Origin of the sequence: Stappia indica, from assembly GCF_020177335.1 — a bacterium.
GTDB classification, from domain to species: domain Bacteria; phylum Pseudomonadota; class Alphaproteobacteria; order Rhizobiales; family Stappiaceae; genus Stappia; species Stappia indica_B.
Map to the genome: position 1 here is coordinate 15092 of NZ_JAIVMG010000021.1, position 20745 is coordinate 35836.

Sequence of the window (20745 nt, forward strand, 5' to 3'; positions counted from 1 at the left end):
CGGATCGGGCGCTCATGTCTTAGCGCCTTAGTGTTTTTTGCGTAAGTCTGCAATACTGTGACAACGGACGGCATGATCGAGAAACATCACGAAAGCGCGCCCGCGATGACCGATGCTCGTGTCTGGCTCGTCACCGACGGCAAGGCGGGCGACGAAGCCCAGTGTATCGGTGTCGCCGATGCCTTGCAGTGTGGCTGGGAGCTGCGCCGGGTGGCGCCGCGCGCGCCCTGGCGCTGGCTGATGCCCTGGGGCGATATCGACCCGCGCGATGCCCCCTCCCGCCCGGGCAGCCCGATCGCCCCGCCGTTCCCCGATATCGCCATTGCCTCGGGCCGCCGGGCGGTCGCCTATCTGCGGCGCATCAAGCGCGACAGCGGCGGGCGGACCTTCACCGTCTTTCTCAAGGATCCGCGGATCGGCACCAAGGCGGCGGACCTGATCTGGGTCGCCGAACACGACGATCTGCGCGGCGAGAACGTACTTGTGACCGCCACCGCACCGCATCGGTTCTCACAAACCCGCCTCGCCGCCGCAAGGCGCGATCCGCTGCCGGAAATCGCCGCCCTGCCGCACCCGCGCGTTGCCGTTCTGGTCGGCGGTGACAGCCGGCACTACCGCTTCAACGACACCGACATCACCCGCTTTCTTTCCGGCATCGAGCGCCTGCAGGCGGAGGGCGCGCATATGATGATCACCGGATCGCGCCGCACGCCGCAGCCGCTGCATGACGCCATTGCCCGGTTCGGGCGCGATCCTCGGCACCTGATGTGGGACGGGACCGGGGAAAACCCGCTGCTTCAGTATCTGGCCAATGCCGATGCGGTGGTGGCCACCGCCGATTCCAGCAACATGATCGGCGAGGCGCTGGCCAGCGGCCGGGCGCTGCATGTGTTCCACCCCTCCGGCGGTCACAGAAAGTTTGACCAGTTTCTGGAGGCTTTGACCCGGCTTGATCTGGTCCACCCCTTCCCCGGCCCCTTGAAAACCATTACCTACGACCCGATTGATTCAACGCCGCGCATCGCCGCGGCGATCCAGTGGCGCTATGCCGCCCATAAATCCCGGATCGGCTGACCCCGACCGCCGGACACGCAAAGCTCCGAGGAAACGCGACCATGACGCAACAGCATCACAAGCTCCTGATTGTCGGATCCGGCCCGGCCGGCTACACGGCGGCGGTCTATGCGGCCCGCGCCATGCTGACCCCGGCGCTCGTCACCGGGATCCAGCCCGGCGGCCAGCTCACCATCACCACCGAGGTGGAGAACTACCCGGGCTTCGCCGATCCGATCCAGGGCCCCTGGCTGATGGAGGAGATGCGCAAGCAGGCGGAAAACGTCGGCACCCAGATGATCTACGACACCATCCTCAGCGCCGATCTGTCCAGCCGCCCGTTCACCCTGACCGGCGACAGCGGCACGGTCTACACCGCCGATGCGCTGGTGATCGCCACCGGCGCCCAAGCCAAGTGGCTGGGCCTGCCCACGGAAGAAGAATTCATGGGTGCGGGCGTGTCCGCCTGCGCCACCTGTGACGGTTTCTTCTACCGGGGCAAGGAAGTGATCGTCGTCGGCGGCGGCAACACCGCGGTGGAAGAAGCGCTCTATCTGGCCAACCTTGCCTCGAAGGTGACCATCGTCCACCGCCGCGACAGCTTCCGCGCGGAAAAGATCCTGCAGGACCGGCTCGCGCGCAACGACAAGATCGAGGTAATCTGGGACAGCACCGTTGAGGCCGTCCTCGGCGGCGGCACCCCGAAGGCCGTCACCGGCGCGCGGCTGAAGAACGTCAAGACCGGCGAGACCCGCGACGTGCCGGCTGACGGGTTCTTCGTGGCGATCGGCCATGCGCCGGCGACCGAGCTGTTCAAGGACCAGCTCAAGATGACGCCCTCAGGCTACATCTGGACGGCGGCGGACAGCACCGTGACCTCCATCCCCGGCGTCTTCGCCGCCGGCGACGTCACCGACGAGATCTACCGGCAGGCCGTGACCGCCGCCGGCATGGGCTGCATGGCCGCGCTCGAAGCGGAACGCTTTCTTGCCGAACACGACATTGCGGAGGCGGAAGCGGCGGAATAACCTGCCGTTTGCGCCCCGTATCACCAAACAAGAACCTGGCGGATATCACTGTGCCGTTGGACTGGGACAAACTTCGCATTTTTCACGCAGCGGCACAGGCCGGGAGCTTCACCCACGCGGGTGAAGCCCTCAACATGAGCCAATCCGCTGTCAGCCGACAGGTCAGCGCCCTGGAGCATGACCTGAAGGTGCCTCTGTTTCACCGTCACGCACGCGGCCTGCTGCTGACGGAACAGGGCGAGGTGCTCTATCGCACCGCGCGGGAAGTGCTGATGAAGCTGGAGGCGGCGCAGACCCGCCTCACCGACAGCCGTGAGAAACCGAGCGGCGTGCTGCGGATCACCACCACCGTCGGCCTCGGCTCGACCTGGCTGGCCCAGCGCCTGCACGAGTTCATCGACCTCTACCCGGACATGGAGCTCAGGCTGATCTTCGACGACGAAGAGCTTGACCTCGGCATGCGCGAGGCCGATGCGGCGATCCGCCTGCGCCAGCCGACCCAGCCCGACCTGATCCAGCGCAAGCTGTTCACGGTCCATTTCCACCTGTACGCCGCCCCGTCCTATCTCAAGCGCTTTGGCGCGCCGAAGAGCGTGGCGGATCTCGATTCGCACCGGATCATCACCTTCGGCGAACAGGCCCCGCCCTACCTGCGCGACATGAACTGGCTGGAGACCGCCGGGCTTCCCACCGGTCAGCGCCGGCGCAGCGTCTTGCGGATAAACAATGTGGTGGCGATCAAGCGCGCCGTGCAGCAGGGGACCGGCATTGCCATCCTGCCCGACTACATCAACGAGGAAGGCTCCGGCCTCGTCCAGTTGATCCCCGAAGCCGAGGTGCCGAGCTTCGACACGTTCTTCGTCTATCCGTCCGAGCTGAAGAACACCGCCCGCATCACCGCCTTCCGCGACTTCCTGCTGGCGAACGCCGAACGCTGGACCTTCTGAGCCATCCTGGCGGCCCCTCCCCGACAAAGGGGCCGCCAGGATCGCCCGATTGGGCACGAATTGGCCTCATAGGGTCGCCGCTGCCCATTTCAATGGCAACGCCCCGCCAATTCTGCATAGCTGCAATGCAAAGGCGCTTCTTGCATAGGCGCGTTGTGCAGTGCATATAAGCAACAGGCTGTTGGTTTGCTTCGTCGCTATCTCCTCCCAGCGACGTCTGATGCGACCAGCTGTTCCCTCTGGAAGGTGATTGCGCCACCTAGGTGGCAAAATCGAATAACTGCCGGGCCACGTGCCCGGCATTTTTTTTGCCCTCATGAGCTTGCAGGCAATCACCTTTCCGGCGACGCCGCCGAAAAACGCACCCCCCACTGGCGCCCCCTCCCATTTTGCATGGCTGCAATGCAGCACTGCCTCTTGCATAGGCACGTTGTGCACTGCATATAAGCAACAGGCTTCTGGTTTGCTTCGTCGCTATCTCCTCCCAGCGACGTCTGATGCGACCAGTTGTTCCCTCTGGAAGGTGATTGCGCCACTTAGGTGGCAAAATCGAATAACTGCCGGGCCCTGTGCCCGGCATTTTTTTTGCCTCCTCGCGGACGGGCGCCCCTCACATATAGAGCGCCTCGCCCTCCAGCCCCGTGTAGAGCCCGGCCACCTGTTCGCCATAGCCGTTGAAGAGCTGGGTCGGTATCCGCTCGCCGGTGGCGAGCAGCCGCTCGCTTGCCTGGCTCCAGCGCGGATGTGGCACATCCGGGTTCACATTCGCCCAGAAACCGTATTCGGACGCGGCAATCTGTTCCCAGAAACTGACCGGCCGCATGTCGGTGAAGCTGATGCGCACGATCGACTTGATCGACTTGAAGCCGTATTTCCACGGCACCGCCAACCGCAGCGGCGCGCCGAACTGCTTCGCCAGCGGCTTGCCGTAGACCCCGGTGGCGATGAAGGCCAGTTCATTGGTCGCCTCGGCGAGCGTCAGCCCCTCCACATAGGGCCAGGGATACCAGGACGCCCGCTGGCCGGTGGCCACATCCGGATCGAGAAAGGTCTCCATCCGCAGGTATTTCGCATCCGAGGTCGGCGCGGCGAGCCGCACCAGCTCGGCCAGCGGGAAGCCGGACCAGGGCACCGCCATCGACCAGGCCTCGACACAGCGATGCCGGTAAAGCCGCTCCTCAAGCGGCATTTTCTTCAAGAGATCGTCAATGGCAATGGTCTGGGGATTGTCGCACAGCCCGTCGATCCGCAGCTCCCAGGGGCGGATCTTCAGCGCCTGCGCGGCACTGGCGATCTGCTTGTGGGAGCCGAATTCATAGAAGTTGTTGTAGGTGGAGGTGATCGCCTCCGGTGTCAGCGGCCGTCCCGGCTGATAGGCCTCGTTGCGCGGCACCGGATAGAGCCCGGCGCTCGGGTCCCCCTCCGCCGCCAGCGCCCCGCCGGGCAAGAGGGCACTGCCCGCGATTCCCCCGGCGGCCATCCCTCCGGCTGTAAGTCCGAACCCCGCAAGCAGCTGGCGCCGATTGAGAAACACCGCCTCCGGCGTCGCGGCCGCTTCCGGCAGTTCCCATCCGCGTTTGCGCAGGATGTGCATCGGCAGTCCCTTTCCAGTCAGATCACATGTCTCCTTCTGGCTAACGCTCCGCGACCTCGCGTGCAAATCAAGCCCGGTTGATCGGGCTGGCAGGACGGAGCCCGTCCGCCCCGTCCCGCCATCGGCCTGACTGTCCTCAGGCAGCCTTGCGCCCATGGCGCGCCAACACCTGGTCGGCCGCCTTGCCGCCGAGCTCCGCCAGGTGATCGAACCGCTTGCTGTAGCTTGCCACGCCGGCGGTCGCCGAGCGCAGCTCGATGATCAACCCGCCGATTTCCGCTTCCGGCATCATCGCCCGCACCTCGTCCCATCCGGGCCAGCCGGCGCGCGCATCGAAGCCGAGCAACTGGCCGCGCCGCGCCGAGACGATGCCGTTGATCCGGGCCGTTGCATCGCTCGGACAGAAGATCGTCACCTCATGCACCGGCTCCAGCAGCACCGGCTTGCACATGGGAAGCCCCTCGCGCATGGCCTGGATTGCCGCCATGCGGAATGCCTGGTCGGAGGAATCGACGCTGTGGTAGGAGCCGTCTGTCAGGGTCACCGCCAGATCGACCGTGGGAAAGCCGAGGGTTCCCCGCTGCAGCGCTTCCTCAACACCGGCCCGCACCGCCGAAATATACTGTTTCGGCACCACACCGCCGGTGATCGTGTCGGTGAAGACGAACCCATCGCCCCGCCCGAGCGGCTGGATCTCCAGCGCCACATCGCCGAACTGGCCATGCCCGCCCGACTGCTTCTTGTAGCGGGAGCGCACCGCCGCCGTGGCGCGGATGGTCTCGCGATAAGGCACCGCCGGATCGCCGGTTTCCACCGACAGGCCGTATTTGCCCGTCAGCCGTTCCAAGGCAACACGCAGGTGCATCTCGCCCTGCCCCTCCACCAGCGTCTCTGTCATGTCCTGCAACTGGGTGACCACCAGCGACGGATCCTCCTCCACCAGCTTGGCCAGCGCGCTGGTCAGCTTGACCTCGTCCCGGCGCTCCTTCGGCCGCACCGCCAGCGCCAGCACCGGCTGCGCCGGCGCCAGGGGGGCCAGTTGCGGCGCCGGGTGCTCCAGCCCCAGGGTCTCCCCGGTCAGCACCCCTTCCAGCTTGCCAAGCGCGACAGTGTCGCCGACGCCCGCGCTCTCGCGCTTCAGCGCCTGCTGACCCATCACCGTGTAGAGACCAGACACCCGCGCCGGGCTGCCATCGGCACGCTGCAAGGTATCCGCATCGCCAACCGACCCGGCCAGCACCCGCGCCACCGACAGCTTGCCCGCATGCAGCGTGTGCACGGTCTTGAGGACCTGAAGCACCGTATCGCCACGCTCCTCCAGCCCGAGGCGGGCGGCGGTGGCGCCAATCCCCGGCGCCTCGTGGCGGATCGCCTTCAGCAAGCGGCCGATGCCATGGCCGTGTTCGGCCGATCCGAACAGGACCGGCAGGATCATGCCCTCGCGCATTTCCCCGGACAGATCCGCGAACACCCGCTCCCGGTCCGGCGCGGCATCCTCCAGAAGCGCCTCCATCAGCACATCGTCATGATCGGCCAGCGTTTCCAGCATGGAGAACCGCGCCTCGATCTCGCGCGCCACCTCCTCGCCGGGGATCTCGATCACCTCGCTTTCGGCCTGCTCGCGGTAGACATGCGCCCGCTCCAGCGCCAGGTCGATGTAGCCGGTGGCAACCCCCTCCGACCAGATCGGGATCTGGCGCAGCACCAGCGGCACGCTGGAGGCCGGCTGCAGCATCTGCAGCACCTCGCGCATGCGCAAGGAAGCCTTGTCGATCTTGTTGAGGAAGAGAACATGCGGAATGCCCTGGTCCTCGAGCTGCTTCAGGATCACCTGCAGCGCCGCGACCTTCTTCTCATCCGCCTCGACGACGACGACGGCCAGGTCGAGACCCGGCAGAACGCCGGCGCTCTCGCCGAGAAAATCGACGGCGCCGGGGCAATCGAGAAAGGTGATCCTCTCCCCGAGATACTCCGCCTCGGCGATATTCACCTCAACGCTCATGGCATGGGCGCGCGCCTCCGGCGCCCCGTCGCCGACGGTGTTTCCCGCCGCGATCGTTCCCTGCCGCTGAATGGCCCCCGTGCGCGCCAGAAGCGCTTCGAGCAAGGTCGTCTTGCCGCTGCCGAACGGCCCGACGATGCCGATGCACCGGGGCCCCGTTTCCCTGCCGCCGTTGAAACCACCGCCTCCGGATCCGCTGTCCGCACCCATGACCGCAACTCCCTTGCCTTGCATCAACAGGAGGGACCGGGCACGGCGGAACCAGACCGGGGCCGCGCGCGGCGCCCCCGCCCGCCGACGGCGAGCGGATGATCATGGTCGCGCCACTGGATCAGGGAACGCAAGGGAAACCGTTCCCGCAGCGCAGCACGAGCCCTGCGGCCAAGGCGCGCAGCCAAACGAAAAGGACCGCCCCGAGTGTGATGCCAAAGCCCTTTGTTTCGGAAGAAGGGGGCGTCCTCCCGGACGAAGCGCAGCGGAGATCCGGGATCGGCGAGGCACGGCCGCTCGGTTCCGGTCTCTTCAAAAAGCGCGTCTTCTGGCTCTCCGATCCCGGGTCGCGCCAGGGCTTGCCCGGGACGACGCCGAGAAATGGCGCAAGGGCTACTCTTCTCCCGACATTGCCCCACACTCCGCGTCTTCCCGGACGACGCGTACGCGGAGATCCGGGACCGGAGAGCCACGGTCTGCCGGTTTCAGACCCATGAAACGCACGGCTTTCGGTTCCCCGATCCCGGCTCGGGGGCCGGGATGACGCCGAGGCGCGAGGCATCGATTGCCGTCATGCGAAAGATCATCGCCCTCCTCAATGCACGCATCAGAGACGAACTCACCGCAATGAGTTGATGACGCCGTGAGGGACCGTTGTCCCTTACCAGTGGTTTTTTGAGGGGGCGACGCGGGAGCGCAGATCCAAACGAAAACGGGGCGGCCAGGGCCGCCCCGAACGCAGGCAATTTGTCGGAAAACCCGCGCGGATCAGCGCAGGTTGCCGCAGAACCGCTGGATGCGGGTGCAGGCGTTTTCCAGCGCTTCGGTCGAGGTCGCGTAGGAAATGCGGAAGTTCGGACCAAGCCCGAAGGCCGAGCCCTGCACCACGGCCACGCCTTCCGTTTCCAGAAGCTCGGTGACGAAGTCCTCGTCGGTCTCGATCACCTTGCCGGACGGCGCGGTCTTGCCGATGGTTCCGGCGCAGGACGGGAACACGTAGAACGCGCCCTCCGGCGTCGGGCAGGTGAGCCCGGAAGCCTGGTTGAGCATCGACACCACCAGATCGCGCCGGCCCTTGAACACCTCGTTGTTGCGCGGGATGAAGTCCTGCGGACCGTTCAACGCCTCGACCGCGGCCCACTGGGCGACGGAACAGGGGTTGGAGGTCGACTGGGACTGCACCTTGGCCATGGCCTTGATCAGCTCGGCCGGACCACCGGCGTAACCGATCCGCCAGCCGGTCATCGCATAGGCCTTGGAGACGCCGTTGACCGTCAGCGTGCGGTCCATCAGGCCGGGCTCGACCTGAGCCAGCGTGGTGAACTCGAAATCGTCGTAGACGAGATGCTCGTACATGTCGTCGGTCATCACCCAGACATGGGGATGCCGCATCAGCACCTCGGCGATCGCCGCCAGTTCCGCACGGGTATAGGCGGCGCCCGACGGGTTCGACGGCGAGTTGAAGATGATCCACTTGGTCTTGGGCGTGATCGCCGCTTCCAGGGCCTCGGGCGTCACCTTGAACGTGGTCTGGTCCGCCTCGACGATCACTGGCGTGCCGCCGGCCATCAGCACCATGTCCGGGTAGCTGACCCAGTACGGCGTCGGAATGATCACTTCATCGCCGTCGTTGAGCGTCGCCACCAGCGCATTGTAGAGCACCTGCTTGCCGCCGGTGCCGACCGTCACCTGATTGGTGGTATAGGTCAGGCCGTTCTCACGGGCGAACTTGGCGACGATCGCTTCCTTCAGCTCCGGAATGCCGTCGACGGCAGTGTATTTCGTCTTGCCCTCGCGGATGGCCTGGATCGCGGCGGCCTTGATGTTCTCCGGCGTATCGAAATCCGGCTCGCCAGCGCCAAGGCCGATGACGTCGCGGCCAGCGGCCTTGAGTTCTCTCGCCTTGTTGGTAACGGCAATGGTGGCGGACGGTTTGACGCGCGCCAGCGCGTCAGCGATGAAGCCCATGATGTTCTCCCGGTGTGGCACATGAGGTGCAGGCGCGCGAGCCTACTTCCGGGCCCGTATCCATGCAAGGCCATCGCGGCCCGCCCAAGGGGAATTCCTCCACCTTTGCCACCCCATGCCGGGCCGGACATCTTCCGGCCCGTGCCTTTCGTGCCTAGACGTCGAGCCGCAACTGCGGCAGTCCGTCGGAGGTCCGCTCGCGCGAATGCCCCTCCGGTCCGACAACGCCCCGGATTCGCGTTCGAAAGTTCGAGAAGCTAGCGAAGCTGACGACGTCGACCGCCTCATCCAGATCGAGCACCAGGCGGAACCAGCCCGGGCGCACCATCTCCACCGCGACGATGGTTGCCGAGAAGGCTTGCGACAGATAGCGGCCCTCAACCCGGTCGCCGGGCGACCAGCCCTCCGGCGGACGGTTGCCCATCGCCGCGTGGAAGGCGTTCCAGTCGCGGAAGCCATGTTGATGGGCCACGAGCTCAAGGGCATTGCCATGGCTGACCGGCGTGCCCTGCCTGCCAAGCTGCTCCCGCAGCCGCTTCGCCTGTCGCTTTGCCTCGGCCACGGTTGGGAGCTGTCCGCTCATGCCGCATCCTCCGCCGTTGCCCGGAACAGTCCCAGGCGGAGCGCATGGCGCCGCGCGTTGCGTGTCAGCACCAGCAAGGTAAGCGCCAGCAGCAGAGCCTCGGCGACCGGCCCGGCGCTCCAGATGCCGATTTCCCCGAACTGCGCCGACAGGAGGAACGTCAGCGGAATCGCGAAGAGATACGGCTTTGCCAGACCGAGAAGCGCGGCGCGCGCCGCCTCGCCGATCGCCTGGAAATAGGTCGCGATCATCATCAGCGGGCCGGCGAGAACAAACAGGGTCACGACGACGGGCAGGATGCGGCCGACCTCGGCGACAACGGCGGGATTGTCGACAAAGGCGCCGCCGATGCCTCGCGCGAACAGCGTCATGACGAGTTGCAGCGCCGCACAATAGGCAAAGGCGATGCTCACCGCGAGCTTCAGACTGCCGTCGGACCGTCGCCATTGCCGCGCGCCGAAATTGTTGCCGGTGATCGTCTGCATCGCATGGGACAGGCCGAGCAGCGGCAGGAAGGCAAAGGTCATGACCCGGGTGATGATGCCATAGGCCGAAACCGTCTCCGCATAGTCGGGACTGGCAAGGATCTGCAGCGCCATCATGATGGCCGCGGAGCCCAGCGCCAGGCCGATGAAGTTCAGGCTCTGCGGCGCGCCGAGCGCCAGAATGCGCCCCCAGCCGTGAAACACCCCATGCTGAAGGAGCGCGCTCGGGCGAAGGGCTGTTCTCCCGCGAAACCGGAAGGCCAGAATGATGGCGAAGGCCAGTGCCTGCGCCAGCGCGGTTCCATAGGCCGATCCGGCGACGCCCAGCTCAAAGATCGCGATCAGCACATAGTTGAAGCCGATGTTCGCCAGCGAGACCAGGAGGCTCATCGCCGCCATGAAACCGACCCGGCCCTCATTGCGCAGCGTGTCGGAATTGACCGAGAGGACGAAGAGCAGCGGCGAAAACAGCACCGTGATCCGCAGATAGGTCAGCCCCATGTGCGCCAGCTCCACCGACCCGCCGGCGGCCAGCTCGGTGAGCTGACGGCCGAAGCCGGCAAACAGCAGGAGCAGCACCGCCGCGATCACCAGCGCCAGACCATGAGCGCCGGCGAAGACCATGCGCGCTTCGGTCAGACGCCGGCCGCCGAGGTGACGGGCCAGCAGGCTGGACATACCGCTCGACACCAGGGTCGAAAGCGCCACGATCAGCATGTAGATCGGAAACATCAAGGTGACCGCCGCCAGCGCTTGCGGGCCGACATAGTGCCCAAGGAACAGGGCATCGGCGACGGCAAGCAACCCGTTCATCCCCATCACGAAGATGATTGGCAATGCGGTCCTGGCGTAGATGGCCGCGAGCGGTCCATCGAGAAACATGTTGGTGGAGGCGTCGGACGTGGCAACGTCGGACGTTGAAACATCTGGCGTGGGCGCGCCGGAGGTGGAGGTATCAGGCAAGGTCCCATACTCCTCGTGCAAGAAATCGCGCAAGAAAGGATGGGCACCCGCATTGCCATCCGCGCGACATGCGTGGAGGATCACAAGGACAGCTCTGATACGAAACTTCACCAAGACAAGATGTCAGCGGGTGGCGGGCGTCCGCAGCCTCAACCGCAGATAACGCGAAGCGGCGTCCCCGTCAATGCTTGCTCTCGATCATCAGGTGCCGCCCGGCGCCCGAATCGATCAGCGTGGCGCGCAGGCGCTTGCTGCGCGACACCCCATCGAAGCCGCTGACGGTCGCCTGGAAGGGCGTCGCCCCCTCCTTGCGCGCATGGTCGATCAGCGACATGAAGGTCCGGGGATGCAGCATGGTCTCGGTGATCGGTGCCGATTCCATCAGTTGCTCGGTGATGGCGAAGGTCTTGCGGGCGGCGGCATTGGCCGAGACCAGCATTCTGGTCTTGAGATCGACGACCAGCAGCGGCGCGTGCACCGCGTTGAACAATTGCTGGTAGTCGACCGAACAGTCGTTGACCTTCTCCGCCGTGAACACCACGCCGCTCAGCCCGGCGGAAACCTTGAACGGCATCATCTCGTAGGTCAGCGTCATGGAATCGCCGCTGGCGAGGAAGAAGCGCTTCTTGGCTTCCGTCGGCGCGCGCCGGGCAAGCGTCGTCAGCAGCACGGACGTCAGTGTCTTGCCGACGCGGTTTGGAATATGCGCCACGTTGCGGCCGATGCACAGGGTGGGGTCGGCGATGTGAAACAGCTCGAACAGCGCCTCGTTGGCGTAGCGCAGGTAGCCGAAACTGTCGACCACCAGCACAGCCTTTTCCGAGCCTTCCACCAGATGACGGATCAGCGGCGCGACGCCGCGAACGGCGGTGCCGCCCGCGTCCTCCTCGCCATTGGCGCTGGCCACCACGGTGACGAAGGTGCGCCCACCTTCCGCCTGGTAGCGCGATGCAAGCAGCGACAGCCCATTGCCGGGCTCCCCGCCGGCCAGTTCCACCGGCCCGGCCTTGCCGCTCCTGACGGTCTGCTGCACCAGCGACAGGATCTGGCGCTGATCGTTCTGCGCCAAAAACCGCAAGGCGCTGGACAAGGGCGCCTCGTTCAGCCCCGCTGTTTCGGCGAAATCCAGCACCGGAGACTCAAGCCAGACAATGCGCTTTGCCTGGATATCGACCATGAAGAACGACAGGCCGGCCAGCGACAGGGCAGGCTCGCCGCCCGCGGCAGTCGGGACCAGGGCGGTGCCGCCCTCCTGCGTCAAATCCTGCCGTGCGGGAAGCTGATCGTCCCGGTCCGCTGCGCCCATGCCAAACATCCATATTGCGGCGACGGCACGCCAGTGCCCCGCCATGTCTCAAGCCATCCGCCCCGATCAAGGTCCCGGACCGATCGGCGTCCCTGGATGGAACACTGTCACTTTCACCGGCGCTTCCCGAGCGTGAAGACGTGACCTTCGTCCTGCCTGTCGCGCCTTGCCCTGAAGGCACAATCCGACACAGGACCTTACGTTTAATATGCCAAAGCGCTCCTGAAAACTCGGTAAATGCGCACGCCGCAATTCACGCGGCAAAAGGGAACCACCTTCCCCCGCTCGCCTTGAAAGCGCCGCGAAATGACACCGGAAGCGCCCGAAAGCCGGCCTGCACCGGCCCCTTTCCCCCGTCAGTTTGAGACCATCGCAACGAACGAGACCGGGAAGATTGTCATGCGTATCCGGAATTCATCGAAGCAGCCCCCCCGCCGGCAGGTCGTCCGCGCCCTCACGCTGGCCCTGATCGGCGCGGTGCCGCCGGTGCTGATCGCCTCCAGCGCCCGGGCCGCCGGAACCAGCGTCGTCGACGACTGGACCATCGGCCTCCTGAGCCTCACCTTCGGCGCCATGCTGGTCGTCCTGACGTTTCTCGCAGGACAGATGTCGCGCAACTTCCAGGCGGGAATGCGCGCCCGCATCGAGGCGGCACGCCGGCTGAACGGAGATGCCCAGGAATGAAACTGATCCAGCAACTTTCTGGCGTCGCCGGCCGCGACATGCCCACCGACCGCGACGCGGCCGCCCTGCTGGCCCTCGCGGTTGCCATCGGCCTCCTGTTCGCCGGTGCCCTCACCCTGTTCGGCGGCCCGCTGGCGGCATCGTTGAAAAGCATCGAGGCGGACGCGCCCAGCCAACAGATCGTCCATACCCCTTCGCCGGAGAAGTGAACCTTCCGGCCACGGTCTCCTGTCATGCCGTCCTGTGCCCGGCCCGGCGTTGTCGCCGCCGCCGGGCAGGCCGGTCTTGCAGTTCCTCGAAAAAGCCGCGATAAGCAGGCGGACGGATGGACAAATTCCTCTCGTCCCGCGCGCCAGCGGTTTTCTGTGCGGCGCGGTCCAGATCAACGCGCAACGATGGATTGCCGCGCCATTCGAGGTGGAGTGCCAGACCATGCCGGTCGATTTATCCCTGTCCCCCGACACGATGCGCATGTTCGTGCAAAAAGCCCGCGCAGCCGCGTCCATCGACAACGACGGGTTTGAGGATGGACGGGACCACGAGGTCGAGTTCGACGTCGACACGCTTGAGGACAGTCATGCCCATGACGGCCTCGCGGAAGAGGAAAGCGAAGACCTCTCCGGCGAGGAACTGCGTGAGCTGATCGAGGACCTCAACGTCGATGAGGCCGCCGAGCTGGTCGCCATCGTCTGGATCGGGCGCGGCGACTTCGAGCAATCCGACTTCGAGCAGGCCGTCGAGCAGGCTCGCGAACGGGCCGTCGGCTCCACCGCAACCTATCTGATCGGGATGCCGCTCTTCGCGGACCATCTGGAAGCCGGGCTCGACGCACTCGACGTCTGACCGCAAAAACGCCAGCATTCCGCCCGTTCGCGGCGAAATCTCTGGATAACCGGCGACGCCCAGGGCGCGCCGGTTTACTTTTTATTAACCATAAGGGCTAACTTTCACGGTTCGATTGTCGCGACGGAGACGAGCGCATGAGCATGACGAACCGGACCGAAACGGATGGGTTTCCGATCGAACGCATCTCTCCCTGGCCCATTGCCTTGCGTGTGACCCTCACGGCCTCCGCGCTGCTCCTGGTGCTCTGCTTCGCCTTTCCCAACGGCTGATCGTCGGCCCTGACCGGCTTTTCCCGCTTGCTGCGATGGAAAACTTCCGATAGCGGGACATCATGAGCCGCCTTCTCGCCAATACCCTTCTGCTGCTGGCCGCCCTGATCTGGGGATCCGCCTTCGTCGCCCAGTCGACGGCAATGCAGGACCTTGGCCCCCTCACCTTCACCGGCCTGCGCTTTCTCATCGCCGCCGCCGTCGTCCTGCCCTTTGCCTTTCGCGAGGGGCGGCAGCCGGCGGCCCGTCCACTGGCACGCGGCCACATGCTGCAGTTCACCCTGATCGGCGTGGTGTTCTTTTTCGCCATCAGCCTGCAGCAGGCCGGCCTCGTCGTCACCAGCGTCACCAATGCCGGCTTCCTGACCGGTATCTATGTGGTGCTGACGCCGATCCTCGGTCTGCTCGTCTTTCGCGAACACCCGCATCCGGTGGTGTGGCCGGCCTCGCTGGTCACCCTTGGCGGCATCTGGCTCCTGGGCGGCGGCTCGCTCTCGGCGCTGAACTACGGCGACGGGCTGATGATCGTCTGCGCGGTATTCTGGGCCATCCACGTCGGCCTGCTCGGGCGGATCGCGTCCTCCTCCGGCCGCCCTCTGGCGCTGTCGGTCTGGCAATTTTCGGTCGTCGCGGTCCTTGCGCTGGTCGCCGGGCTGGCGTTCGAGGACGTGAGCTGGCAGGGCATTCAGGCGGCCGGCCTTGAGCTGTTCTACACCAGTGTGATTTCCGGCGGCCTCGCCTTCACCCTGCAGGCCATCGGCCAGCGCTGGACCCGGGCCGGCGACGCGGCCATCCTGCTGTCCTCCGAGGCCTTGTTCGCCGCCCTGTTCGGTGCCATCGTCCTGGGCGAGCGCCTGTCGCCACTCGGGCTGGTCGGCTGCGCCCTGATTTTCCTCGCCATCCTGGCGGTGCAGCTCGTGCCGCTGTTCGGCTGGCGCCGTCTGCGACTGCGGTTCGGCAGCTAGGGTCTGGACTCATAAATGAGGCTGACACTCCATTCCGCCGACCAGCCGGTCCCCGAAAGGAAGTCAGCCGCGACGCCTCGGCTGGATCTTCTGGATGTCGCGCGCGGGCTCGCCCTGCTGACGATGGCCGTCTATCACCTGTCCTGGGATCTTGCCTGGTTCCGGCTGGTCGACTGGCCGGTTTCCTCCGGCCCCGGCTGGCGCCTGTTCGCAGCCCTGATCGCCGGCAGCTTCCTGTTTCTGGTCGGCGTCGGGTTGGTGCTCGCGCATCGCCGCAAGATCCAGTGGCGCAAGGCGACGATCCGCCTGGCCCGCATCGCCCTTGCCGCAGCAGCGATCTCCGCCGCGACCCATCTGGCCCTTGGCGATCAATATGTCCGCTTCGGCATTCTGCACGCCATCGCCGCCAGCTCGCTGATCGCGCTGCCGTTCGTCCGCCTGCCCGTGCCGGTCACCCTGGGCGCCGCCGCGCTCGCCGCCGCCCTCCCCCGGCTGCTGCCGGGCGTTTTGGGCGACAGCCCCTGGCTGCTGTGGACCGGCCTGACCGGCGCCCCGCCCGCCGCCGTCGATTACGTACCGCTGTTGCCCTGGCTCGCCCCGGTGCTTCTCGGGGTCGCCGCCGCCCGCCTTGCCCTTGCCCGACCGGGCCTGATCGAGGGCCTGGGCCGCTGGCAGACACACGCCCGCTGGTCCCGGCTTGCGGCCTTCGCCGGGCGGCATTCGCTCATCGTTTATCTCTTGCACCAGCCGGTGCTCTACGCCTCGGTCTGGCTGGTTGTCGCAACCGGCCTGACGCCCGACCGCACCGCCCGGGAATTCGTCGAGGAATGCGTGCTTTCCTGCACCTTCACGATGGAAGAGGCCGCCTGCCAGCGTGTCTGCGCCTGCACCCTGGAGGCCCTGCGTCGCGACGGCACCTGGGCCGCGCTGCTGCAATCGCCCACCGACCCGGCCCTGACCCGTGAGATGCAAGCCCGCTTCGGCATCTGCCACCGGGACGAACTGGCCCGCACGCCTTGAAACGCCGTTCATGGCAGGACGTGACATCGCGTGACATCACGTGACCGGCATCACAGTCCTTCCCCGCGAAGTTGCGCTATGGTTCAGCCAGATCGAAACCGGCAGGGGGCTGACATGACCACATCCAACAAGCGGCAACGGCTGATGGCCGACCGGCAAGCGCACCACGGACACGCTGGTCTTCACCTATAGCCACGGCTACTGAAATGCAGGCTGCCATGCGCCTATCGGCATCGACACGCCCGGCGGGAAACCGCTAGACTGGGGCAGGTTCAGCCGACCTTGCATTCTTGTCCGGCACCTTCCCCGCTCGCGGATACCCGTCACACCGACCAGCGCCCTGACCAACGCCGTGCGCGTGGGCCGGCCAGGAGAGAGACCGATCGTGACCATTGCCCTGTCCCTGACCACCGTGCCTGTGTTCACCCGCCATGTCACCGGGCTGGGCCAATGCCTGAGGAAGGCCGAGGTCCATGCCGCCCGCACCGGGTTCGATCCGGCCCTGTTTCTGCCCATGCGCCTGGCACCGGACATGTATGACTATGCCCGGCAGGTGGAGGTGGCCTGCGACTATGCGGTGCGCGGCATCGCCCGGCTGCAGGAGAACGACTTGCCCGCCTGGGGCTTCGGCGCGGCCAGCGTCGCCGACCTGCATGCGCGCATCGAGCGCACGCTTGCCTATCTCGCCGCCGCCGACACGGCGGCGATCGACGCGGCCGCCGACCGGCCGATCACCCTTGGCGCCAACAACGAGACCCGCCGGTTTTCCAGCGGCGCGACCCTGATTGCCAAGTTCACCATGCCGAATTTCCTGTTTCACGCCACCGCCGCCTATTCGATCCTGCGCCTGCACGGCGTCGATGTCGGCAAGCTCGATTTCTTCGCGCGGGACTGAGCGCGAACACCATCGCTTCTTGAGGAGACCTGACATGCAGCCTGGTTGGGCGATCGGATTGATGACCGGAACGGTCCTCGACGGTCACATCGACATCGCCATGATCCGCACCGACGGCGAGACCATCGCCGAATTCGGCCCCTGGACCCTTGCTCCCTACCCTGCGGAGCTGCGCGCCCTCTTGATCGAAACCCTGCGCGCCGCCGGAAAATGGGCGTTCGACGGCCCCGATCCGGCGATCTTCGCCGAGGCGGAACAGGCCCTGACCCTGGCGCAATCGGAAGCGGTCGCCGCCTTTCTGGAGCGGGAGGGCATCCGCCCCGCCGACATCGCCGCCGTCGGGTTCCACGGCCAGACGGTGCTGCACCGCGCGCCCGCTCCCGGACGCCCCGGCCAGACCCGGCAACTGGGCGACGGCGCCGCCATGGCGCGGCATCTGGGCATTCCGGTGGTCAACCGCTTCCGCGACGACGACATGGCCGCGGGCGGACAGGGGGCGCCGCTGTCGGCGGTCTATCACGCCGCCCTGCTGCGCCGGATCGAGGCCGATGGCGATACCGCCGTGCTCAATCTCGGCGGCGTGGCCAACATCACCTGGTGCGGCGACGATGGCACGCCGGTCGCCTTCGACACCGGGCCCGCGAACGCCCCGATCAACGACTGGGTGGTGCGCCACGGGCTCGGCGACATGGACCGCGATGGGCTGATTGCCGCCTCCGGCACCGTCGATGAGGCGCGGCTCTCCGAGCTGCTGACCCATCCCTATCTCAGCGCCCCCTATCCCAAGTCGCTCGACCGGAACGACTTCCGCCACACCATGGCCGACGGGCTGGCCGCCGCCGACGGCGCCGCCACCCTGACCGCCTTTTCCGCTGCTGCTGTCGGCCGGGCGCTCGACCTTCTGCCCCGGCGCCCGAGCCGGCTGATCGTCTGCGGTGGCGGGCGCCGCAATCCGGAGCTGATGCGCGCCATCGGCAAGCGCGCCGGGGTGCGCGCGGTGCCGGCCGAGGAGGTCGGCTGGCGCGGCGACGCGATCGAGGCTGAGTGTTTCGCCTTTCTGGCGATGCGCAGCCTGCGCGCGTTGCCGATCAGCTTTCCGCTGACCACGGGCGTCGCCCGGCCCTTGCCCGGTGGCCGGCTGCATCCGATCCGCTCCGCCGCCTGACCGGCAAGGCGTGTTTCGGCGGCCATGGGCTTGTCTGGCTGGGAGCAATACAGGCCAGAGATATCGCCCGAAATCATGGTGCGTAGAACCTTCCGAAGCGGGCAAGTCTCCCTCGCGGGACTTGCCCCGCCACGGAAAGAATGTGTATCTGCTCTAGAAAATTGGCAGGAGCCTTGGATGGCCTTCTTCGTTTCCCTTGTTTCACGCTGGCGCGCGGCATCCCGGACCGCCTTGGCCTGTCTGGCGATTGCCTCCGCCTGCGCCCTGCCGGCCGGCACTCTGCCGCTCGTGGGCGCGGAAGTGGCTCAGGCGGCCACCGCCGTTCCTGCCGGCAATCGCAACAAGAGACAGCCGAAGATCCCCTTTGCCTCGGCCCGCCGCACGGCGGCCGGCAAGTCCAGCTATGATGCCAAGTTCGACCGCGTCGTCGCCGTGCTGCGCCGGGACACCAGCCTGATCCGCAACATCAAGAAGGTATCCAAGCGCTACAAGATCGACCCGGTGCACATGCTGGGGGCCATCGTCGGCGAGCATACCTACAACTACGACAGCCTCGACAGCGCCCAATCCTACTACATCAAGGCGCTGGCCTATACGGGCGTGCGGATCGAATTCTCGCTGGGCGGCGAGCATGTGCTGGATTTCGTGAAACGTCCGCAGTTCGACCGATGCAACAAGGGCAAGAAGGACAGCAACACCCTGTGGAGCTGTTACCAGCGCTCCTGGCAGTCGCATTTTCGCGGCAAGGCCGTCGACGGCACGCGCTTTCCCAACAAGAATTTCAACGAGGCGTTCTTCCAGCCGCTGTTCGCCGGCCAGAGCTTCGGCCTCGGTCAGCTCTCGCCTCTCACCGTGCTGAAGATGAGCGACCAGGTCGCCAGCACCAGCGGTTTCAGCAAGCTGACGGCCCGCGATGCCCAGGCGATCTACCGCGCGGCGATGGACCCGAACAAGTCGCTGCACTACATGGCCGCCGTGCTGCGTGACGCGATCAACGCCTATCGCACGGTGGGCGGCGTCGACATCTCCGGCAACCCCGGATTGACCGCGACGCTCTACAATCTCGGCGACCCCTGGGCGCGCGCCAGCCAGTACCGCCGCCGCAAGGCCGCCGGCAAGGCCCGCTGGCCCTCGGAAAACTACTACGGCTGGCTGGTCAATTCCCGGCTCGATGTCCTCAAGAGCCTGCTCTGACGAACGGCGGCCCACGGGGACACCCGCAGGCCACCGGAAAAGTGCTTTCGCGACGTTACCGCAGGAACGGGTTGGTCTTGCGCTCGTGACCGAGGCTGGAGGCCGGCCCATGGCCCGGCAGGAAGGTGACATCGTCACCGAGCGGCAAGAGCTTTTCCCGGATCGAACGGATCAGGGTGTCATGGTCCCCGCCCGGCAGGTCGGTCCGTCCCACCGATCCGGCAAACAGCACATCGCCGGATAGGGCGAACTTCAGCTCCGGATCAAAATAGACGAGATGTCCTGGCGCATGTCCCGGGCAATGCAGCACCTGAAACGCCCGCCCGGCGATCGAAAGGTCATCCCCCTCATCGAGCCACTGATCCGGCGTGACCGCACGCACCCCCTCGACGCCGAACTGGCGCGCCTGCGCCTCGACCTGGTCGATCAGCATCTGGTCCGCCCGATGCGGCCCGACAACCGGAACCCCGAGCCGCTCGGCCAGGTCCGTCGCCCCACCGATATGATCGATATGCCCGTGGGTCAGGACGATCTTCTCGACCGACACCCCGTTCTCGGCAATGACCTGAAGGATCCGCTCCACATCGCCGCCCGGGTCGATCACCGCACCGACCTTGCTGTCCAGGTCGAACACCAGCGAGCAATTCTGCTGGAACGCCGTCACGGGAATCACGACCACCTGGATCGGCGGCTCGGCTGCGGCTGTGTCGGACATGTGAAGCTCCCCTTGGCTGGTGCGGGCGCCAAACGCCGCCCGTTGATTGCAACCGTGTCGGCACGACCGCAAAAGCGTCTTACCCAGTCCGCCACAAGGTGACAACCGCCAGCGCACAACGCCTCGTTTGTTCCTCGGCAAATTGGCGGATAGTCAGCCGATCCCATCGGGGGTCCCGTAGCGGAGCCGACAATCGGCACACGGTTTCTCTCGGTTTTTCTTGCCCGGACGCCGGTTCCGACCATATGATACGCGCGCGGTTGGTGGCTCCGGAACGATTTCCTGTGTACCGGACGAAATGGGGTTGTACGTCTCGGCGAATAGTATGGTCAGTGGCAGAAACTCCGGTCGCGAACAGTGGGTGTCGACCGCAAACAAAACCAGGCGTTGCAATGTTCGTGGTGGTGGAACCTTGCAACAAGCCATGAGATTGAACAGCGAGCCCACCGGACCAGCGGGCTCAAACAAGGTGATTTTGATATGAATGACTGGCGTTCGGACAATCGTCGGCAGGGCAAACGGCGCGGCGGTTCGAAGGACTTTGGTGACGATTTCGACGAGTTTGGCGGCGGCTCCAATCACGGCAAGCGCAACAAGCCGGAGCGCGGCGGACGCCGCGATGCATTCGGCGAAGCGGGCTGGGCCGAGCCGCCGATTCCGGATGCGCCCTTCCCCACGGAGGGACGCCCGCAGACGGGCGGTCGCGGTCCCCGCTCCTTCGGCGACGATCGCGGCGGCGAAGGCCGGCGCGGCCCGGGTGGAGGCAGCTATGGCGGCCAGCGTGCCGGCGGTGATGGCGGTCCACGCGGTGGCGGCTATGGCGGTCCGCGCGGTGGCGGCGACGGCGGCCCAC

At 66.1% G+C, this 20745-nt stretch carries 19 protein-coding genes and 1 pseudogene; 13 read left to right on the plus strand and 7 right to left on the minus strand.

The window, feature by feature from the left end; translation table 11 throughout:
* Nucleotides 1-72 precede the first annotated feature (72 nt).
* The 3 genes from LC062_RS20135 to LC062_RS20145 are packed head-to-tail and all read left to right on the plus strand — an operon-like array spanning nucleotide 73 to nucleotide 3028.
* Nucleotides 73-1074, plus strand: a complete 1002-nt coding sequence (locus tag LC062_RS20135; protein WP_224912861.1) for a mitochondrial fission ELM1 family protein — start codon at nucleotides 73-75, stop codon at nucleotides 1072-1074.
* A gap of 41 nt (nucleotides 1075-1115) precedes the next feature.
* Complete coding sequence (trxB, locus tag LC062_RS20140; protein WP_224912862.1) at nucleotides 1116-2081, plus strand: thioredoxin-disulfide reductase; 966 nt, start codon at nucleotides 1116-1118, stop codon at nucleotides 2079-2081.
* 56 nt (nucleotides 2082-2137) lie between these two features.
* Entirely contained in the window at nucleotides 2138-3028 is an 891-nt protein-coding gene (locus tag LC062_RS20145) for a LysR family transcriptional regulator (RefSeq protein WP_224912863.1), read from the plus strand.
* Nucleotides 3029-3638: 610 nt separating this feature from the next.
* On the opposite strand, the gene msrP is transcribed toward LC062_RS20145, so the two are convergent.
* The 6 genes from msrP to LC062_RS20175 form a co-directional block, all read right to left on the minus strand.
* Nucleotides 3639-4622, minus strand: coding sequence for a protein-methionine-sulfoxide reductase catalytic subunit MsrP (gene msrP, locus LC062_RS20150; RefSeq protein WP_224912864.1), 984 nt, complete (start codon nucleotides 4620-4622; stop codon nucleotides 3639-3641).
* 136 nt (nucleotides 4623-4758) lie between these two features.
* On the minus strand, nucleotides 4759-6834 hold the full coding sequence (locus LC062_RS20155; protein ID WP_224912865.1) for an elongation factor G: 2076 nt from the start codon (nucleotides 6832-6834) through the stop codon (nucleotides 4759-4761).
* 768 nt (nucleotides 6835-7602) lie between these two features.
* Nucleotides 7603-8802: a pyridoxal phosphate-dependent aminotransferase gene (locus LC062_RS20160; protein WP_224912867.1), complete on the minus strand. Its 1200-nt coding sequence runs from the start codon at nucleotides 8800-8802 to the stop codon at nucleotides 7603-7605.
* 154 nt (nucleotides 8803-8956) lie between these two features.
* Nucleotides 8957-9385, minus strand: a complete 429-nt coding sequence (locus LC062_RS20165; protein WP_224912869.1) for a glyoxalase superfamily protein — start codon at nucleotides 9383-9385, stop codon at nucleotides 8957-8959.
* The gene (locus tag LC062_RS20170; RefSeq protein ID WP_224912871.1) at nucleotides 9382-10833 is read right to left on the minus strand and encodes an MATE family efflux transporter; all 1452 of its coding nucleotides are present in this window, start codon (nucleotides 10831-10833) and stop codon (nucleotides 9382-9384) included. Before LC062_RS20170 ends, LC062_RS20165 begins: the two co-directional genes overlap by 4 nt.
* A gap of 181 nt (nucleotides 10834-11014) precedes the next feature.
* Nucleotides 11015-12139, minus strand: a complete 1125-nt coding sequence (locus LC062_RS20175; protein ID WP_224912873.1) for a PAS domain-containing protein — start codon at nucleotides 12137-12139, stop codon at nucleotides 11015-11017.
* Nucleotides 12140-12538: 399 nt separating this feature from the next.
* Here LC062_RS20175 and LC062_RS20180 point away from each other — a divergent pair, with 399 nt between their 5' ends.
* From LC062_RS20180 to LC062_RS20215, 9 genes are all read left to right on the plus strand, one after another.
* Nucleotides 12539-12823, plus strand: a complete 285-nt coding sequence (locus LC062_RS20180) for a hypothetical protein (RefSeq protein ID WP_224912875.1) — start codon at nucleotides 12539-12541, stop codon at nucleotides 12821-12823.
* The gene (locus tag LC062_RS20185) at nucleotides 12820-13032 is read left to right on the plus strand and encodes a hypothetical protein (RefSeq protein ID WP_224912876.1); all 213 of its coding nucleotides are present in this window, start codon (nucleotides 12820-12822) and stop codon (nucleotides 13030-13032) included. The genes LC062_RS20180 and LC062_RS20185 overlap by 4 nt, the downstream gene beginning before the upstream one ends.
* A 223-nt stretch (nucleotides 13033-13255) precedes the next feature.
* Nucleotides 13256-13666: a DUF3775 domain-containing protein gene (locus LC062_RS20190; protein ID WP_224912883.1), complete on the plus strand. Its 411-nt coding sequence runs from the start codon at nucleotides 13256-13258 to the stop codon at nucleotides 13664-13666.
* 137 nt (nucleotides 13667-13803) lie between these two features.
* Nucleotides 13804-13938: a hypothetical protein gene (locus tag LC062_RS21425; protein ID WP_263625838.1), complete on the plus strand. Its 135-nt coding sequence runs from the start codon at nucleotides 13804-13806 to the stop codon at nucleotides 13936-13938.
* Nucleotides 13939-14000: 62 nt separating this feature from the next.
* Nucleotides 14001-14903 carry a DMT family transporter gene (locus LC062_RS20195; RefSeq protein ID WP_224912877.1) on the plus strand — a complete coding sequence of 301 codons (903 nt, stop codon included), beginning with the start codon at nucleotides 14001-14003 and terminating at the stop codon, nucleotides 14901-14903.
* A gap of 15 nt (nucleotides 14904-14918) precedes the next feature.
* Nucleotides 14919-15923 carry a heparan-alpha-glucosaminide N-acetyltransferase gene (locus tag LC062_RS20200; RefSeq protein WP_224912878.1) on the plus strand — a complete coding sequence of 335 codons (1005 nt, stop codon included), beginning with the start codon at nucleotides 14919-14921 and terminating at the stop codon, nucleotides 15921-15923.
* Nucleotides 15924-16308: 385 nt separating this feature from the next.
* Nucleotides 16309-16818: a DUF1993 family protein gene (locus tag LC062_RS20205; RefSeq protein WP_224912879.1), complete on the plus strand. Its 510-nt coding sequence runs from the start codon at nucleotides 16309-16311 to the stop codon at nucleotides 16816-16818.
* A gap of 34 nt (nucleotides 16819-16852) precedes the next feature.
* Nucleotides 16853-17983 carry an anhydro-N-acetylmuramic acid kinase gene (locus LC062_RS20210; protein WP_224912880.1) on the plus strand — a complete coding sequence of 377 codons (1131 nt, stop codon included), beginning with the start codon at nucleotides 16853-16855 and terminating at the stop codon, nucleotides 17981-17983.
* Nucleotides 17984-18160: 177 nt separating this feature from the next.
* On the plus strand, nucleotides 18161-19177 hold the full coding sequence (locus LC062_RS20215) for a DUF1402 family protein (protein ID WP_224912881.1): 1017 nt from the start codon (nucleotides 18161-18163) through the stop codon (nucleotides 19175-19177).
* 55 nt (nucleotides 19178-19232) lie between these two features.
* On the opposite strand, the gene LC062_RS20220 is transcribed toward LC062_RS20215, so the two are convergent.
* Nucleotides 19233-19892 (minus strand): MBL fold metallo-hydrolase, encoded by a 660-nt coding sequence (locus LC062_RS20220; RefSeq protein ID WP_224912882.1) that lies wholly within the window; start codon nucleotides 19890-19892, stop codon nucleotides 19233-19235.
* Nucleotides 19893-20372: 480 nt separating this feature from the next.
* Here LC062_RS20220 and LC062_RS20225 point away from each other — a divergent pair.
* A pseudogene (locus LC062_RS20225) lies at nucleotides 20373-20745 on the plus strand (cold-shock protein); the annotation flags it as partial.

Bases quoted from the DNA above. Each gene is read 5' to 3' on its own strand.
- LC062_RS20195 (WP_224912877.1), top strand. From the start codon at position 14,001: ATGAGCCGCCTTCTCGCCAATACCCTTCTGCTGCTGGCCGCCCTGATC.
- LC062_RS20165 (WP_224912869.1), bottom strand. From the start codon at position 9,385: ATGAGCGGACAGCTCCCAACCGTGGCCGAGGCAAAGCGACAGGCGAAG.
- msrP (WP_224912864.1), bottom strand. From the start codon at position 4,622: ATGCACATCCTGCGCAAACGCGGATGGGAACTGCCGGAAGCGGCCGCG.
- LC062_RS20200 (WP_224912878.1), top strand. From the start codon at position 14,919: ATGAGGCTGACACTCCATTCCGCCGACCAGCCGGTCCCCGAAAGGAAG.
- LC062_RS21425 (WP_263625838.1), top strand. From the start codon at position 13,804: ATGAGCATGACGAACCGGACCGAAACGGATGGGTTTCCGATCGAACGC.
- LC062_RS20190 (WP_224912883.1), top strand. From the start codon at position 13,256: ATGCCGGTCGATTTATCCCTGTCCCCCGACACGATGCGCATGTTCGTG.
- LC062_RS20220 (WP_224912882.1), bottom strand. From the start codon at position 19,892: ATGTCCGACACAGCCGCAGCCGAGCCGCCGATCCAGGTGGTCGTGATT.
- LC062_RS20160 (WP_224912867.1), bottom strand. From the start codon at position 8,802: ATGGGCTTCATCGCTGACGCGCTGGCGCGCGTCAAACCGTCCGCCACC.
- LC062_RS20175 (WP_224912873.1), bottom strand. From the start codon at position 12,139: ATGGGCGCAGCGGACCGGGACGATCAGCTTCCCGCACGGCAGGATTTG.
- LC062_RS20210 (WP_224912880.1), top strand. From the start codon at position 16,853: ATGCAGCCTGGTTGGGCGATCGGATTGATGACCGGAACGGTCCTCGAC.
- LC062_RS20215 (WP_224912881.1), top strand. From the start codon at position 18,161: ATGGCCTTCTTCGTTTCCCTTGTTTCACGCTGGCGCGCGGCATCCCGG.
- LC062_RS20135 (WP_224912861.1), top strand. From the start codon at position 73: ATGATCGAGAAACATCACGAAAGCGCGCCCGCGATGACCGATGCTCGT.
- LC062_RS20180 (WP_224912875.1), top strand. From the start codon at position 12,539: ATGCGTATCCGGAATTCATCGAAGCAGCCCCCCCGCCGGCAGGTCGTC.
- LC062_RS20155 (WP_224912865.1), bottom strand. From the start codon at position 6,834: ATGGGTGCGGACAGCGGATCCGGAGGCGGTGGTTTCAACGGCGGCAGG.
- LC062_RS20185 (WP_224912876.1), top strand. From the start codon at position 12,820: ATGAAACTGATCCAGCAACTTTCTGGCGTCGCCGGCCGCGACATGCCC.
- trxB (WP_224912862.1), top strand. From the start codon at position 1,116: ATGACGCAACAGCATCACAAGCTCCTGATTGTCGGATCCGGCCCGGCC.